13 protein-coding genes are annotated in these 15,135 nt (G+C 71.3%); 6 read left to right on the forward strand and 7 right to left on the reverse strand.

Annotated elements, in window-relative coordinates:
- Nucleotides 1-485: 485 nt before the first annotated feature.
- From CFP66_RS19420 to CFP66_RS19440, 5 genes are read right to left on the reverse strand one after another with little or no spacing between them, the layout of a single operon-like run.
- Entirely contained in the window at nucleotides 486-2,141 is a 1,656-nt protein-coding gene (locus CFP66_RS19420; RefSeq protein ID WP_094926199.1) for an ABC transporter ATP-binding protein, read from the reverse strand.
- A gap of 29 nt (nucleotides 2,142-2,170) precedes the next feature.
- Entirely contained in the window at nucleotides 2,171-3,070 is a 900-nt protein-coding gene (locus CFP66_RS19425) for an ABC transporter permease (protein ID WP_094926201.1), read from the reverse strand.
- Nucleotides 3,067-4,080: an ABC transporter permease gene (locus CFP66_RS19430; protein WP_094926204.1), complete on the reverse strand. Its 1,014-nt coding sequence runs from the start codon at nucleotides 4,078-4,080 to the stop codon at nucleotides 3,067-3,069. The genes CFP66_RS19425 and CFP66_RS19430 overlap by 4 nt, the downstream gene beginning before the upstream one ends.
- 9 nt (nucleotides 4,081-4,089) lie before the next feature.
- The gene (locus CFP66_RS19435) at nucleotides 4,090-5,703 is read right to left on the reverse strand and encodes an ABC transporter substrate-binding protein (protein WP_094926207.1); all 1,614 of its coding nucleotides are present in this window, start codon (nucleotides 5,701-5,703) and stop codon (nucleotides 4,090-4,092) included.
- 53 nt (nucleotides 5,704-5,756) lie between these two features.
- Nucleotides 5,757-7,022: an aminotransferase class III-fold pyridoxal phosphate-dependent enzyme gene (locus tag CFP66_RS19440; protein WP_233159550.1), complete on the reverse strand. Its 1,266-nt coding sequence runs from the start codon at nucleotides 7,020-7,022 to the stop codon at nucleotides 5,757-5,759.
- Nucleotides 7,023-7,187: 165 nt separating this feature from the next.
- On the opposite strand from CFP66_RS19440, the gene CFP66_RS19445 reads away from it, so the two are divergent.
- The 3 genes from CFP66_RS19445 (at nucleotide 7,188) to CFP66_RS19455 (ending at nucleotide 10,140) form a co-directional block, all read left to right on the forward strand.
- Nucleotides 7,188-7,781 (forward strand): TetR/AcrR family transcriptional regulator, encoded by a 594-nt coding sequence (locus CFP66_RS19445; RefSeq protein WP_158228153.1) that lies wholly within the window; start codon nucleotides 7,188-7,190, stop codon nucleotides 7,779-7,781.
- A 139-nt stretch (nucleotides 7,782-7,920) separates the two neighbouring features.
- Nucleotides 7,921-9,057 (forward strand): NAD(P)/FAD-dependent oxidoreductase, encoded by a 1,137-nt coding sequence (locus tag CFP66_RS19450; RefSeq protein ID WP_094926211.1) that lies wholly within the window; start codon nucleotides 7,921-7,923, stop codon nucleotides 9,055-9,057.
- 27 nt (nucleotides 9,058-9,084) lie between these two features.
- A complete protein-coding gene (locus CFP66_RS19455) occupies nucleotides 9,085-10,140 on the forward strand; it encodes an NADP-dependent oxidoreductase (RefSeq protein WP_094926213.1) in 1,056 nt (351 codons plus the stop codon).
- A 33-nt stretch (nucleotides 10,141-10,173) separates the two neighbouring features.
- On the opposite strand, the gene CFP66_RS19460 is transcribed toward CFP66_RS19455, so the two are convergent.
- Both CFP66_RS19460 and CFP66_RS19465 read right to left on the reverse strand, forming a co-directional pair.
- The gene (locus CFP66_RS19460; protein WP_094926215.1) at nucleotides 10,174-11,016 is read right to left on the reverse strand and encodes a family 16 glycosylhydrolase; all 843 of its coding nucleotides are present in this window, start codon (nucleotides 11,014-11,016) and stop codon (nucleotides 10,174-10,176) included.
- Nucleotides 11,017-11,195: 179 nt separating this feature from the next.
- Nucleotides 11,196-11,909, reverse strand: a complete 714-nt coding sequence (locus tag CFP66_RS19465; RefSeq protein WP_094926217.1) for a FadR/GntR family transcriptional regulator — start codon at nucleotides 11,907-11,909, stop codon at nucleotides 11,196-11,198.
- An 86-nt stretch (nucleotides 11,910-11,995) separates the two neighbouring features.
- On the opposite strand from CFP66_RS19465, the gene CFP66_RS19470 reads away from it, so the two are divergent.
- Genes CFP66_RS19470 through CFP66_RS19480 form a run of 3 tightly spaced genes read left to right on the forward strand, consistent with a single transcriptional unit; the run spans nucleotide 11,996 to nucleotide 14,801 of the window.
- Nucleotides 11,996-13,354, forward strand: coding sequence for an MFS transporter (locus tag CFP66_RS19470; protein WP_094926219.1), 1,359 nt, complete (start codon nucleotides 11,996-11,998; stop codon nucleotides 13,352-13,354).
- A complete protein-coding gene (locus tag CFP66_RS19475) occupies nucleotides 13,351-14,136 on the forward strand; it encodes a class II aldolase/adducin family protein (RefSeq protein WP_094926221.1) in 786 nt (261 codons plus the stop codon). Before CFP66_RS19470 ends, CFP66_RS19475 begins: the two co-directional genes overlap by 4 nt.
- Nucleotides 14,133-14,801 (forward strand): hypothetical protein, encoded by a 669-nt coding sequence (locus CFP66_RS19480; RefSeq protein WP_094926223.1) that lies wholly within the window; start codon nucleotides 14,133-14,135, stop codon nucleotides 14,799-14,801. The genes CFP66_RS19475 and CFP66_RS19480 overlap by 4 nt, the downstream gene beginning before the upstream one ends.
- Nucleotides 14,802-15,135: the final 334 nt, after the last annotated feature.

A 15,135-nucleotide genomic window follows, 5' to 3' on the forward strand; every position in this document is an offset into this window, starting at 1 on the left:
GAATACGGGAGAACTGAATCGCGGTTCCAGAAGCACCGGGAGACTTTGGTGGCGCTCGGTGTCGGAGCGGCCTGCGTGCTGCTCGCGGGCATCGTCGCCTTCGCGATGGCGATGACGGGCAACGGGCCCCCTGGCGATGCGCCTCCCGCCGACAGCGGGACCGAGAGCGGTTCCGAGAGCGGTTCCGACTCCGGGTCGGATTCGGACTCAGGCTCCGATTCGGATTCAGATTCGGGTTCAGACTCGGATTCAGACTCGGACTCCGACTCGGACTCCGGGGGCGAGAACGAGAGCGAGGAGAGCAGCGGCGCTGCGCAGCAGCGGTACGTGAGCCCGGTGGCCGACGACGGTGACCTGGGGCGGGCCGGCCCAGGCGCCGGCACCGCGATCCGATGGTCGGTTGCGGCTGACGACGGGATCGGCTCCGACGATGCCATCCGGGCCGGTGTCCGAAGCTCGAGGTGATCTGCCCGGTCGTGGCGCCTTCAGATGGTGGGCGCCGCCTCGGGCGCTCCGCTCGGGATCGCCGCGAGGAGTTCCCTCGTGTACTCGTGCTGCGGATCCTGGAAGAGCGTGGCCGGCGAACCGCTCTCCACGATCCTGCCACCTCTCATGACGTGGACGTGGTGGCACAGGATGCGCACGACGGCGAGGTCGTGGCTGATGAACACGTAGCTGAGCCCGAGCCGGCGCTGCAGTTCGACCAGCAGATCGAGGATCTGCGCCTGGACGAGGACGTCGAGCGCCGACACGGGCTCGTCGAGGATCACCACCTCGGGATCGAGGGCGAGTGCCCGCGCGATCGCCACCCGCTGGCGCTGCCCGCCGGAGAGCTCGTGCGGGTACCGGTCGGCGAGTGCCGGATCGAGGGCGACCTGCGTCAGCAGTTCCGCGACGCGGGCGTCCTGCTCCTCGCGGGTGCCGATCCGGTGCACCTCCAGCGGCTCCCGGACGGTGTCGCCGACCGGGTAGCGGGGGTCGAGGGCCGCGTAGGGGTTCTGGAAGACCGGTTGCACCCGGCGGCGGAACGCGATCAGATCGCGCCCGGTCGTGGCGGTGACGGTGCGGTCGTCGAAGACGATGTCGCCGGACGTGCTCGGCTCGAGCATCAGCAGCATCTTCGCGGTTGTCGACTTGCCGGAGCCGCTCTCGCCGACGATGCCGACGGTCCGGCCGCGCGGCACCGAGAACGAGACGTCGTCGACCGCGACGAACCGGCTGCGCCTGCCGAACGCGCCCCTGCGGACGGGGTACTCCTTGCGCAGCCCCACCGCTTCGATGGCGGGCCGGGCGTCGTGCTCGTCGCTCGGTGGCTGCTCGCCGACGAGGGAGCCGGTGGCCAGGCTCGGGGCCGCCGCGAGCAGCCGGCGCGTGTACTCGTTGCGGGGGTTGGTCAGCACCGTCGACGCCGGACCGCTCTCGACGACCGCGCCCCGCTGCATCACCACGACGCGGTCGGCGCGTTCGGCGGCGAGCGCGAGATCGTGGGTGACCAGCAGGACGGCCGTTCCCATCGAGGTGGTGAGCTCGTCGAGCAGGTCGAGGACGACCTTCTGCACGGTCACGTCGAGCGCCGACGTGGGCTCGTCGGCGATGAGCAGCCGGGGCCGGCAGGCCAGCCCCATCGCGATGAGCACCCGCTGCCGCATCCCGCCGGAGAACTCGTGCGGGTACTGGCGGTAGCGGTGGTGGGGATCGGGGATGCCGACCGAGTCGAGCAGTTGGATCGCGCGGTCGCGGGCCGCGCGACCGGTGGCCACACCGTGGATCCGGAAGATCTCCGAGATCTGCCTGCCGACGGGCACGAGCGGGTTGAGGTTCGACATCGGGTCCTGGGGGACCAGACCGATCCGGCGACCGCGCACGGCGTTCATCCGCCGCTCCGGGAGGGTGAGCAGGTCCGTGCCGTCGAAGGTGATCGTCCCGGCCGTCACCCTGCCGTTCGCGGCCAGCAGCCCGTTGATGGCGGAGGCGAGCGTGGACTTGCCGGACCCGCTCTCGCCGACGACGGCGACGGTCTCGCCGGAGCGGACCGTCAGGGCCGCACCGCGCACCGCCTCGACCGGGCCGCGGTCGGTGGAGAACGTGACGGTCAGGTCACTGATCTCCAACAGTGCCCGCTCGTCGTCGGTGGCGGTCATCGTGTCTGCTTTCGGGTCAGGGGCGCCGCTCATCGGGCCCGGGCCCGCACGTCGAGGACGTCGCGCAGGCCGTCGCCGAGGAAGTTGATCGCGAGCACGATGGTGACCATCGCCAGGCCGGGGCCGGCGGCGATCCACCACTGGTAGAAGTTCGCCGAGCCCTCGGTGATCATGGCGCCCCACTCGGGGGAGGGCGGGAGTGCGCCGAGCCCGAGGAAGCTGAGCGATGCGACCAAGATGATGATCATGCCGAGGTCCATGGTGGCGGAGACGAGCACCGGGGTGAGGGAGTGGGGGAGGACGTGCTTGCGCAGGGTCGTGAGCCGGCTCATCCCGATCGCCCGGGCGGAGGTGACGTACTCGCGTTCCCTGATCGAGAGGATCTGGCCCCGGATCAGCCGTGCGTAGATGGGCCACCAGACCACGACGATCGCCACGAAGGAGTTGGTGAGGCCGGGGCCGAGCGCCGCGGCCACGGCCATCGCGAGCAGGATGCTCGGGAAGGCCATGGTGATGTCCGCGAGGCGCATGAGCACGGCGTCGACGATGCCGCCGTAGAAGCCGGCGACAGCTCCGACGACGCTCCCGACGAGCGCGGCGATGCTGATGGTGGCCAGGGCGATCGGCAGGGACAACCGCGCACCGTGCAGCACCCGGGACAGGACGTCGCGGCCGAGGGCGTCCGTGCCGAGGAGGAACTCGCCCGTCGGCGGGCTCAGCCGGGGTCCGGCCACGGCGTAGGGGTCGTGCGGGGCGAGCACACCCGCGAGGGCGATCACGAGGATCCACGCCGCGACGACCGCGGCGCCGATCACGATCGGGGGCGTGCGGAACCGGCGGAGCCGTCGGCGGAGCGGGACGTCCGTGCCCGGCGGGGATGCGCCCGCTCCGGCTGTCGGGCCCGTGTCGGGGGCGGCGGCGAGCGTCATGACAGCCTCACTCGGGGATCGACGACGGCGTAGGCGATGTCGGTGACCAGGTTGGCGAGCAGGAAGATGCAACCGCCCACCAGGCAGACCCCGGTGATCGCCGGGAAGTCCAGCGCGCGGGACGACTCGACGGCGTACGTCCCGATGCCGTTCCAGGAGAAGATCGTCTCGATGAGGACGGCGCCCATGATGAGCAACCCGACGGACACGCCGACGATCGTGATCACGGGGGTGATCGCGTTGCGCAGGACGTGGTGGTGGAGCACCTGGCCGCGCGTCATCCCCTTGGCGCGGGCGGTGCGGGCGTAGTCGGACCCCTGCTCCTCCAGCATCTGGGACCGCACGATGCGGATCACGGTGCCGAGCAGCGCGAGGCTCATGATGAGCGCGGGCATGAGCAGGTGCTGGAAGGCGTCGACGAACAGCGGCCAGTCCCCGGCGAGGAGGGCGTCGACGGTGTAGAGGCCCGTGAGATCCGGGGGCGGGATGACGCGTGCCGACAGCCTGCCCGGGCCGGGGGCGACCCCGAGGGTGGCGTAGAAGAGGAAGAGGAAGATCAGCCCGACCCAGAAGACCGGGAGCGAGGAACCGAGCAGCGCGAGGACCCGCACCACGCCGTCGACGAGCTTGCCCTTCATCCGCGCGGCCAGCACGCCGAGCAGGGTTCCGAGCACGATCGCGAACAGCAGGGCCATGGCCGCGAGCTCGAGGGTGGCGGGAAGTCGCTCGGCGAGGTCCGCGCTCACCGGCGCCTTGGTGCGGAACGAGGTTCCCATGTCGCCCTGCAGGAGGTTCGCGATGTAGGCGACGTACTGCTCGGGCAGGCTCTTGTCGAGCCCCCACCGTTCGGTGGCCGCCTGCACGACGTCGGGGTTGCCGAGGTTGCGCTCGCCGACGATCGAGGCGAGCGGGCTGTCGACGACGGTGTGCGAGAGCAGGAACGCGATGGTCACGATCCCCCACAGCAGCAGGGGCATCAGGGCGAGGCGCTTGGCGACGAAACGGATCATCAGCTCGGGTCACCCCGCGACGAAGCGGATGCGGCTCAGGTCGAGGTTGCGGGTGATGTCGATGTTGTTGCCGGTGACGTCGGCCGAGCTGGCGAGCAGGTACTTCGGGTTGACGACGGGCAGGATGACGGCGTCGCCGTACATCTGCTCGGCCAACCGGCGGTAGAGCGCGGTGCGCTGCTCGCCCGTCGCGGCGAGCGCGGCCGCCGCCAGTCGCTGTTCCTCGGGGTTCACCGGCATGCCGGCCCGCTCGGCCCATGTCGAACCGTCGACGAGCCCGAAGTACTGGACGTACTGGATTGCGTCGGGGTGGTCCGGGGCGAAGTAGACGGCCGTGACCGGGATGCCCTCGGCCAGGCGGTCGGCCCAGGCCTGGTACTCCAGGGGCTGGAGGTCGAGCTGGATCCCGACGCCCTGCAGCGACTGCTGGACGGACTGGAGCATGGTGGTGAAGGAGACGCCGTAGATCGTGAAGTTCGGGAACACGGCCTGCAGTGCGAGACCCTCGCCGTAGCCGGCCTCGGCGAGCAGCGCCTTGGCGCCCTCGGGGTCGTACTCGGGCAGGGGCAGGCCCTCGGTGCCCTCGAAGCCGTTGGGGATGCCGGTCGCCTGCCGCTCCCCGTTGCCCGCCACGGTCGCGTCGATCACGGACGTGTAGTCGATGGCCTTGCGGATGGCCTCGCGCACCCGCAGGTCCTGAAGGGCCTCGCCGCCCGCCTTGCCCGGGGACAGGCCGAGGTACACGAAGTTCGAGGACGGGACGACCTCGGTGGTGAGCGTCGGGTCGTCCTCGATCTGGGCCAGCGCGTCGAAGCTCAGCTGCATCGCCACGTCGATGTCGCCCTGCTGGAGCTGCTGGAGCTGGGCGGAGGAGTCGGTGACCTCCTTGATGGTGACGTCGCTGAAGTTCGGTGTCTCGCCCCAGTAGGCGTCGTTGCGCCGCAGCACCAGCTGCGACCCCTCGGCGTAGGAGTCGAGCACGTACTGGCCGCTGCCCGCCGAGTTGCTGAGGAACCACTGCTCGGCGGCGTCGGTCGACGCCGCATCCGGATCGGCGGTGGCGCCGTTCGCCGCGGCGACGTCGGAGTTGATGATGCCCGTGTAGCCGCTGGAGGTGATGTTGAAGAACGCCGAGTTCGGCAGCTCCGAGGTGACCACGACCGTCCGGGCGTCCGGCGCCTGCACGTCGGAGACGCCGGACATGAAGTAGCTCGGCGACCCGGCCAGGTTCTTCAGCCGCTCCCAGGACCACTCGACGTCCTTCGCCTCCACGGGGGAGCCGTCGGAGAACACGGCGTCGGCGCGCAGCGTGAAGGTGAACTCGGTGTTGTCCGCGTTCGCCGTCCAGCTCTCGGCGAGCAGGGGTTCGAGGCCCCTGTCGGGGCTCGCCCGCAGCAGCGTCTCGTAGACCGCCGCGTTGTAGATCTGGCAGGTGTCGCACAGCGAGCGGGAGATGTCGAGGGTCGTGACGTCCATCGCCCGGCCGAGGATGATGCCGGTGCGCTCCTGCGTCGCCGGACCGGTGCTCGAACAGGCGGCCAGCCCGAGGGCGACCACGACGGCGCCGGCCGTTCGTGCGGCGAGTCGGAACTTCCTGGCCCTGCGCGAGGGGATCGGACTCATCGGGGTGTCTCCTTCGTGGTGCCGGTTCCGGCGGGGGGCGGGGGAGCCTGCGGTCAGGAGCCGGCCCGGCGTGCGGCGGCGACCTCGGCGAAGGCGGCGTCCGTCCGTGCGAGCACCTCGTCGATCAGGTCGACGGTGTGCGCGGTGGACAGGAACATGTTGTGCCAGGGGTGCAGCAGGACGCCGCGCCGCGCGGCCGCGTCGGTGAACGCGAACGCGAGGGTCCTGGCGGTGTCGTCGGAGAAGATCAGCAGCGGCATCTGCACCGGTCCGGTGAGGCTCACGGGCAGCCCGTACCGGTGGCCCTGAGCCTCCAGCCCGGCCTTGAACCGCTCGCCCGACTCCTTCATCAGGGCCGGCGCGTCGATCTCGATCGCGTGCTGCACCGTCGCGATGGCCGCCGCCATCGGCACCGCCGAGTACCAGAACGACCCGGTCACGTAGACCTCGGAGGCCGCGTCGCGCAGTGCGTCGGCCCCGACGAGCGCGGAGATCGCGTAGCCGTTGGCGAGGGCCTTCGAGAAGGCGGTCATGTCGGGGCGGACACCGAGCCCCTCCCAGGCCCCGCGCACGTCGAGCCGGAAACCGCTGCGGACCTCGTCGAGGACGAGGACCGCGCCGATGCGGGTGGCGAGGGCGCGAGCGGCCCTGGCGAACGCGGGATCGACCGCCTCCTGCGCCACGAACGCGTCGTGGCGGAACGGGGCGACGATGATCGCGGCGACGTCGCCGTCGTGGGCGGCGGCCGCCGCCTCCAACGACGCGGGGTCGTTGTACTCGAACTCGACGATGTTGGCCCGGTCCTGCGGTGTCACCCCGGCCGAGCGGGGGGTGAACCAGTCGTTCGCGCCGTGGTAGGCGACGGCGGCCTTGAGGAGCTTCGGGCGGCCGGTCGCCGCGCGCGCGATCCGCACGGCGGTCGCCGTCGCGTCGGTGCCGTTCTTGGCGAACATCGCCCAGTCCGCGTGGCCGATCGTCGAGGTCAGCAGCTCGGCCAGCTCGACCATCCGCGGGCTCGGGCCTGACAGCGTGTCGCCCAGTGCGGCCTGGCGGGCCGCGGCGGCGTCGACGAGCGGGTTGCGGTGGCCCAGGAGCATCGGGCCGAAGGCGCACTGGAAGTCGACGTAGCGGTTGTCGTCCGCGTCCCAGGTGTGGGCGCCCTCGCCGCGGGCCCAGAACTGCGGGAAGGACGGCGGCATCGTCCGCTCGTTCGCGAGCATGTGGCCGTACATCCCGCCGGGGATGACCTTGGCCGCCCGGCCGCGCAGCTCCCGGTCGTGACGCGACCGCCGCTGAGGGGGATCGGCAGCAAGGGTCACAGGATCTCCTCGGTGGCTGGGCCAGGCGGCTAGGATTTAGTTCGAACGTTCGGAATACCTTAAGGGCGGATTATCTTCGTGTGAAGTGCCACAGGGACGGCTCGGGCGATGACGCCGCCGTCCGTCGCACCCACCTCGAGCCCGAGACCTCACCCGAGGAGATCCATGCCGAAGATCGTTGATCACGACCAACGCAGGCAGGAGGTGCTTGCGGCGACGTGGCGGGTGATCGCCCGGGTCGGCCTGGACGCGACGACGATCCGCCGCATCGCCGACGAGGCGGGCCACTCCGTCGGGGTGCTCACGCACTACTTCAAGGACAAGGAGGACATCCTCATCTCGGCCCACCTGCTGGCCTTCGCCCGGGCGCGCGCCCGCATCGTCGAGGCGACCGAGGGGCGGAGCAGCCTGGATGCCCTCCGGCTCGCCATGCTCGAGGCGCTCCCGCTCGACGAGGAGCGGCTCCTCGAGGCCCACGTCGACGTCAGCTTCCTCGGCCACTCGGTCGGCAACGCCCACCTCCGGCAGATCCGCAGCACGTCCAACGCCCACTCGCGCGACTTGTGGGGCGGATTCGTGGCTCAGGCGCAGGACTCGGGCGAGGTGTGCCGCGACGCGGACGCGAGCCTCATCGTCGACGAGATCAAGGCGCTGATCGAGTCCCTGTCGATCCAGGCGATCATCGATCCCGAGCGGATGACCCCGGAGCACCAGGTCGCCCTGGTGTCGCGGTTCCTCGCGCGGATGCCGGCCGGCTGACCCTCGCGCGTGGCGTCCTCGTGTGGCGCGTGCCACACCGGAGTGCAGTCACAAAGGCAGGGACACCGGCATCTCGTGTTCGACCTGTTGCCCTGACCGGCGTCGCCGGCTCGTCCGGTGGCGGAGGGAGGAATACGTGATGGCACCGTCCCCGCACGTCGTGGTCCTGGGTGCCGGGTACACCGGCCTGACCGCCGCCAAGCTGATCGCCCGGCGCACCGGCGCCACGGTCACCCTGATCAACAGCCGTGACCGTTTCGTCGAGCGTATGCGCAACCACCAGCTCGCTTCCGGCCAGCGGCTGCGCCACATGCCGCTGCGCGATCTGCTGGTGGGCGCCGGAATCCGGCTGATCGTCGACCGGGTGACCGGTATCGACCTCGGACAACGGCAGGTCGAGCTGCTCGGCGGCGAGCCGGTCGGCTACGACCTGCTGGTGTACGCGCTGGGAAGCCAGGCCGACCTGGACAGCGTCCCCGGCGCGGCCGAGCACGCCACCGCCGTGGCCGGCGCCGAGCAGGCCGCGCGGCTACGCGAACGCATGCGCAGCGCCTCCACGGTCGTCGTGGTCGGAGGCGGGCTGACCGGTATCGAGGCCGCTACCGAACTGGCCGAGACCTACCCGGACCGCAGGGTGCAACTGGTCACCAGAGCGACGCTGGGTGTCGCGCTGTCCGAGCGCGCGCAGGCCTACCTGCACCGCACCTTCGACGGCCTCGGCATCCGGCTCCGCGAGCACGCGCAGGTGGCCGAGGTCGCCACGGACGGCGTGTTGCTGGCCGACGGCGAGCACCTCGGTTCCGACGTGGTGGTGTGGACCACCGGCTTTCGGGTGCCCGATCTGGCGCGCGATGCCGGGCTGGCCGTCGGCGACAACGGGCGCATGCTCGTGGACTCCACGATGCGGTCGGTGTCGCACCCGGAGGTCTACGGCGTCGGGGACGCCGCTGCCGCAGGCAAGCCGGACGGGCGGGAGCTGCGCATGGGCTGCGGGCCAGGAGGGCTGACCGTGGCGTGCACCGTCCAAGCAATCGGTGACCGCCTGGCCGGCCGTACCCCGCGGCAGCTGCGCCTCGAGGGCGACGGCTACTGCATCAGCCTCGGCCGGAAGGACGGCCTCGTCCAGTACACCCACGCCGACGGCAGCGCGCTCGGGCCGATGCTCACCGGTCGCCCGGCCGCGGTGTTCAAGGAGGCCATCGTCCGCGGGGCCGGCGGGCTCGGCCTGCGCCACCCCGCGCTCGCTCTCGTGGCCGGCAGCCGCGTGCTGGTCTGATCCGGTGATCGCACAAGGGGAGAGACCATGAAGGCGGTGCGCTACCACTCCTACGGCAGGAGCGACGTCCTCGTGCACGAGGAGTCGGACCGGCCGGTGGCGGAGCAGGGGCAGGTGGTGGTGCAGGTGGCCGGCACGGCGTTCAACCCGACGGATGCAGCGATCCGCGCAGGCCTGCTGCAGGACGTGATCCCGGTGGCCTTCCCCCACATCCCGAACACCGACGTCGCCGGTGTCGTCACCGAGGTCGGGGAGGGGGTGACGGGGTGGCGCGTCGGGGACGCGGTGATCGCGTTCCTGCCGGCGACCGCGCCCGGCGCGGCCGCCGAGTACGTCGCCGCACCCGCTGGGGCACTGGCCACCGCGCCTCGCACGGGCGAGCTCGCCGACGCCGCGGCCCTGCCCTTGCCCGGTCTGACGGCGTGGCAGTCGCTGTTCGAGCACGCCGACCTGGAGCGGGGTCAGAGCATCCTGATCAACGGCGCGGGCGGTGCGGTGGGTGGGTACGCCGTCCAGCTCGCCGCGCAGGCGGGTGCCGTCGTGACTGCGACCGCCAGCGCGCGCAGCCGCGACCGCATCCGTTCCTACGGCGTGAACCGGATCGTCGACCACACCGCGACGCCTCCTCATCAGGCGATGTCCGGACAGCGGTTCGACGTGGTGCTGAACCTGGCGCCCACCAGCCCGGACGAGATCGGGCAACTGCTGGACCTGGTCGCCGACGGCGGAGCCTTCGTCAGCATCACCACTCCCGGCCTCGAGGACGCCGGGCGGGGGGTGCGGACCGTGCAGGCCTTCGTGCGCAGCGACAACGCCCAGCTCGCCGAGCTGGTCGCCCGCGTCGACGAGGGCACTCTGGCGATCGAGGTTGCCGAACGGCTACCGCTCGTAGACCTCGCTGCGGTGCACGCCCGGTACGCCGTCCAGCTCGCCGAGATGGTCGAGCTGGTCGCCCTCATCGACGACGGAGCCCGGGGAGCGAGGGCGGTCGCGATGGCAGAACGGCTGCGGGCCGACCTGGCCACGATCGACCCCCGCCTCACCGCCGGACCGCTGGCCGGCAAGACCGTCATGATCCCGTGACCGCAGGGAGGTGAGCCGCGACTCCTGGGCGGACTACCGCGGTGCGTAGACGCGCACCCAGTCCACTTCCAGGCTGACCTCTTCCGGGGTCGTGTGGTCCGCCGCCAGGATCCATTCCTCGTGAGGCCCCATGTCGAGCTGGATGGCCAGGTGCATCCGACTCGTCGGGATCACGTTGCGGTCGGTGGTCTCGAACTGCTTGACCCCGTCGACGTACCAGGTGACCCGGCCGGGCAGCCAGTCCATGGCGAAGGTGTGCCACTGGCTGAAGTCCCCGTTGACCTGGCTGCCGGCGAGCTTGTTCTCGGCCGAGTAGTGGATCACGAAGTGCGCTTCGGAGCGATCCTCGCGAGGCACCTCCATCATGTCCAGCTCGCCGTCGGCCTCCTTGTCGAGGGAGTCCGGCCACAGCAGGATCGCCGATCCACGACCGCGGCCCTTGTCGGTGCGTGCGCGGAACTCCCATCGCCCGTAGGTCTGGCTCCGCTCGTGGTTCATGCCGCCCGAGACGTCGCCGCGCGCGGTGACGCGCAGCTTGCCGTCCTCCACGGTGATCGCCTCGGGGCGGCGCCAGCCGTTGCCGAACCCGCCCACCGAGTTGTAGCGGTTCCACGCGGACGGATCGAGCCTCGACTCGTCGAAGTCGTCGCGGAACACCAGGCGCCACTCGTCCCCGGCCGCGGCGCGACGTCCGCCCGAGGAGCGGGTGTCGTCCAAGGCCGGGGTCGGGACGGCGGTCGGTGGGGGTGACGGCTCCGGGAGCGCCGCGAACAGCTCCGGCTCGTCCGTCCCTGCGGTATCGCCACCACAACCGGCCACCAGCAGGACGACAGCGCCGAGCAGCGCGCAGCACACCCGCTGCGGAAACCGGGACATCGTGCCTCCTCGAGAACACACCGGAGGGGGAGCCACGGGGGAGCGCCGGCGTGCGAGGCGACTCTATCGAGCGTGCGAAAGCGGACATACCGGGTAGGTGTCATCCCGGCGTGGGCCGCGCTCGTCTGCGCGAAGGAGCCCCGTGGGCGGGGGTCGTCTCACCCGTCACCCGCGTCCGGTCAGTCGGCCGCGGACTCCTCCCGTGCCGATTCGAAGAGCTTCACCGTGTCCTCGAGGTGCCGCTCGGTGGCTGCGACCGCGGCCGCGGGCTCGGCGCTCGCGATCGCCTCGAGCAGCACGGCGTGCAGGTCGTTCGCATGGTGCAGTTCGACGAGGTCGGCGATCGCGACGCTCGCGCCCTCCAGCGAGCGGCGTAGCACGGTGTAGAGCTCCACGAGGACCGTGTTGCCGGTCGCTTCCGCGGTGACCTGGTGGAACTGCGCGTCCGCGGCGACGAACGCGCTCACGTCGCCGGTCTCGGCGTGGTCGCGGCACTGCTGCAGCGCGTCACGCATCCGCTGCACGTGCTCGTCGGAGCGGCGTTGTGGCGCGACCTCGGCGATGAGGACCTCGAGCGCCCGCCGCACCTCGAACACCTCGGCCACCCTGGCCTCGGCCAGGCGGACGTCGAGCGGGGGAAGCGGTGCGCCGGCCGCGACGAAGGTGCCGCTGCCCTGCCTGGTCTCGAGTCGGCCGCTATGAGACAGCGCGCGGATCGCCTCCCGCAATGTCGAGCGGCCCACGCCGAGCCGCCGCGCGAGCTGCGGCTCGCTCGGCAACCGGTCGCCGGTGCGCAGTCCCTCCTGCTCGATCAGCTCGCGCAGGCTGGAGATGACCTGGTCGACGAGCGGGCGCCGCGCGGGCATGACCGTCGGTCGCCACTCCTCCAGCACCCGTCGAGCCTACTCGTGGTCTTGACAGTGGGCGCCCCAGGTTCGCAAAATCTGTCTGATGACCTGCTGACTACAAGGGAGTAGACATGGCGGTCGACCCACCTCCGGACCGACACGGCGCAGCCGTCGCGAGGTCCAACACCCGGCGCGCGGTTCTCGGCTCGACCGTGGGCAGCACCATCGAGGCCTACGACTTCCTGCTCTACGGGATCGTGGCCGCGCTGGTCTTCCCGGCGGTGTTCTTCCCGGAACAGAGCCCGTACACCGGTGTCCTGCTTGCGTTCTCGGTCTGGTTCATCGGGTTCCTGGCGCGGCCGCTCGGTGCCGCGATCTTCGGTCACCTCGGCGATCGCGTCGGCCGCAAGAAGACCCTCGTGTTCACGATGCTGCTGATGGGTGTCGGCACCGTGGGGATCGGGCTCATCCCGAGCTACGAGTCGATCGGGCCGGCGAGCGCCTTCCTGCTCGTCGGGATGCGCCTGCTGCAGGGGCTCGGCTTCGGCGGTGAGTGGGGCGGCGCCAACCTGCTGGCGATGGAGTCCGGATCCCGGCGACACCGCGGGCTGCTCACCAGCTTCCCGCAGGCGGCGGCGATGCTCGGGCTGTTCCTGGCCAACGTCTCGGTGTTCGGGATGAACCGCAGCCTCACCCCGGAGGCCTTCGCGAGCTGGGGATGGCGGGTGCCGTTCGTGGGCAGCGCGGTGCTCATCGCGGTCGGTCTCTGGGTGCGGTTCCGGGTCCTGGAGACCGCAGAGTTCCGCCGGTTGCAGGAGGACGGGCGCGTCGAGCGCGCCCCGCTCCTCGCGGTGTTCCGGCACCAGCCGGTGACGCTGCTGCTGTGCACGCTGGTGAAGGTCGCGGAGATGGTGCCGATCTACATCTTCATCTCGTTCGTCTTCGCCTACGGCACCGGGACACTCGGGCTCGACGCCGAATTCCTGACCTTGTCGGTGGCGGCGGCAGCGCTGCTCGCCGCCGTGGCGATGCCGGCCGTGGGTCACCTCTCGGACCGCATCGGCCACGAGCGGATGTACCAGATCGGCGCCGCCACCATGGTCGTCTTCGCCTTCGTATACTTCGCGGGGCTCAGCACGGGATCGCCGCTCGTGGCTGCGGCGTGCATCGTCGCCAGCCTGATCCCCTACGCGATGATGTTCGGGGCAGAGGGCGCCATCCTCGGCAAGAGCTTCGCCCCCGCGTGGCGCTACACCGGCAGCTCGCTGGCGTTCAACCTCGCCGGGATCATCGGCGGCGGCCCGGCCCCGTTCATCGCCACCTGGCTGCTCGTGCAGACCGGCAACGCCTACGCGATCGCCGCATACATCGTCGTGGCCGGGCTGGTCGGCTTCGCCGCCGTCACCGTCTTGCGCCGCCGCGCGGCCGCTCCCGGCGGGGAGCTCCGCGCAACCCCCACCACCCGACCTATCCAGGAGGTATCCCCGTGACCACGTCGACCGGCCCGCAGAAGCTCGCCATCCCCGACGCACCCGAGTTCGCGTCGGTGGCCGACGAGCGCCGCCACCGCAAGCAGCGCCTCGCCGCAGCGCTGCGGATCTTCGGACGGCTGGGCTACGACGAGGGCGTCGCCGGGCACATCACCGTCCGCGACCCCGAACACCCCGACCGGTTCTGGGTGAACCCCTTCGGCGTCTCCTTCGGCCGGATCAGCGTCAAGGACCTCGTCCTCGTCGACCACACCGGGCAGGTCGTCGAGGGCACCCGTGCGGTGAACCGCGGTGCGTTCGTCATCCACGCCGCCATCCACGACCTGCGGCCCGACGTCGTCGCTGCCGCGCACGCGCACTCGATCCACGGCCGCGCACTCGCCGCGCTCGGCACCACGCTGCGCCCGGTCGTGCAGGAGGCCTGCGCGTTCTTCGAGGACCAGGCCGTCTACAGCGACTACAACGGCCTCGCGCTGGAGGAGGAAGAGGGGCGCCGGATGGCCGAGGCGCTGGGCGGGAAGCGGGCAGCGGTGCTGCAGAACCACGGCGTGATCACGGTCGGCGGCAGCGTCGAGGAAGCCGCCTACTGGTTCATCAGCTTCGACCGCGCGGCGCAGGTGCAGCTGCTCGCCGAGGCCGCAGGCACCCCCGCATACCTCGACGACGAGGGCGCCCGGCTCGCCCACCGCCAGTTCGGCAGCCCGCGACTCGCCCGGTTCAGCTTCGAAGTGCTCTGGGACGACATCGTGCACTCCCAGCCCGACCTGCTGGACGAGCAGTGAGCTCGCTGGGGATCGTGGGACTCGGCCTGGCGCACGATTCGGTGCCCGGGATGGTCACCCACCCCGGCTCGTTCGACCACCCGGTCCTCTTCGAGACCCTGCACGCCGACGACCTCGTCCTGCGGGTACTCGCCGGCGACGACCGGCTATACGACGAGGTGCTGCGCCTCGGCAGGCGGCTGGTCGAGCGCGGCGCCGCCGTCGTCGGCACCTCCTGCGGCTACTTCAGCGTCTACCAGCATCGCCTCGCCGACGACCTCGGTGTTCCGGTGGCGACCTCACCGCTGCTGCAGATCCCCGACGCGTTGGACGCCCTGCGGCCCGGCGCCCGGCTCGCCGTGGTGTGGGCCGCCGTGAACGATCTGGTCAAGATCGCCCTGGCCGGCGCCGGCGTCGACCCGGACGACACGCGGCTGGTGCACGTCGGCATGGACGGCCCCGGCCCGTTCCGCGACGCCGTGCTGACCGGTCGTTCCCCGCTCGACCTACCGGCGATGCGCGAGCAGGTGCTGACGACCTGCGCGCAGCTGCGGCGCGACCACCCCGAGATCGGCGCCATCCTGTTGGAGTGCGGCGACCTGTCCGCCTGCACCGCCGACGTCCGGCGAGCGAACGAGCTGCCCGTCCACGACTACCTCACGCTGTTCGCGCGGGCCCGGGCGTAGCCCGTCCGCAACCTCGCTCGGTGCGATCAGGTGGGAACCGGTCGGCCGATGATGTCGAGCACGGCGGTGAGCTGGTCGGCGAGCAGCCCGATGACGTCGGCGGCGGCGTCCTCGACCAGGGCTCCGCGGCGTCAGGCCACGCACAGCCGGCTCGGTTCAGAAGGGCGGTTCGTCGTCGGGTGGGTCCGGGCCCGTTTCCTGCCCTGGCGGTGGTGGCGGTGGTGGCGGTGGTGGGTCGGTGGCCGGTCGGTCCAGGATGCGGGGGTCGTAGCGGCGCAGCCGCTGATCGGCGTCGATGTCGGCGTCGGGATCGGGCCGGCCGTCGGGGTGCCCG

The organism is Pseudonocardia sp. MH-G8 (assembly GCF_002262885.1).
Lineage (GTDB): Bacteria > Actinomycetota > Actinomycetes > Mycobacteriales > Pseudonocardiaceae > Pseudonocardia.

Bases quoted from the DNA above. Each gene is read 5' to 3' on its own strand.
- CFP66_RS19420 (WP_094926199.1), bottom strand. From the start codon at position 2,141: ATGACCGCCACCGACGACGAGCGGGCACTGTTGGAGATCAGTGACCTG.
- CFP66_RS19425 (WP_094926201.1), bottom strand. From the start codon at position 3,070: ATGACGCTCGCCGCCGCCCCCGACACGGGCCCGACAGCCGGAGCGGGC.
- CFP66_RS19430 (WP_094926204.1), bottom strand. From the start codon at position 4,080: ATGATCCGTTTCGTCGCCAAGCGCCTCGCCCTGATGCCCCTGCTGCTG.
- CFP66_RS19435 (WP_094926207.1), bottom strand. From the start codon at position 5,703: ATGAGTCCGATCCCCTCGCGCAGGGCCAGGAAGTTCCGACTCGCCGCA.
- CFP66_RS19445 (WP_158228153.1), top strand. From the start codon at position 7,188: ATGCCGAAGATCGTTGATCACGACCAACGCAGGCAGGAGGTGCTTGCG.
- CFP66_RS19450 (WP_094926211.1), top strand. From the start codon at position 7,921: ATGGCACCGTCCCCGCACGTCGTGGTCCTGGGTGCCGGGTACACCGGC.
- CFP66_RS19455 (WP_094926213.1), top strand. From the start codon at position 9,085: ATGAAGGCGGTGCGCTACCACTCCTACGGCAGGAGCGACGTCCTCGTG.
- CFP66_RS19460 (WP_094926215.1), bottom strand. From the start codon at position 11,016: ATGTCCCGGTTTCCGCAGCGGGTGTGCTGCGCGCTGCTCGGCGCTGTC.
- CFP66_RS19470 (WP_094926219.1), top strand. From the start codon at position 11,996: ATGGCGGTCGACCCACCTCCGGACCGACACGGCGCAGCCGTCGCGAGG.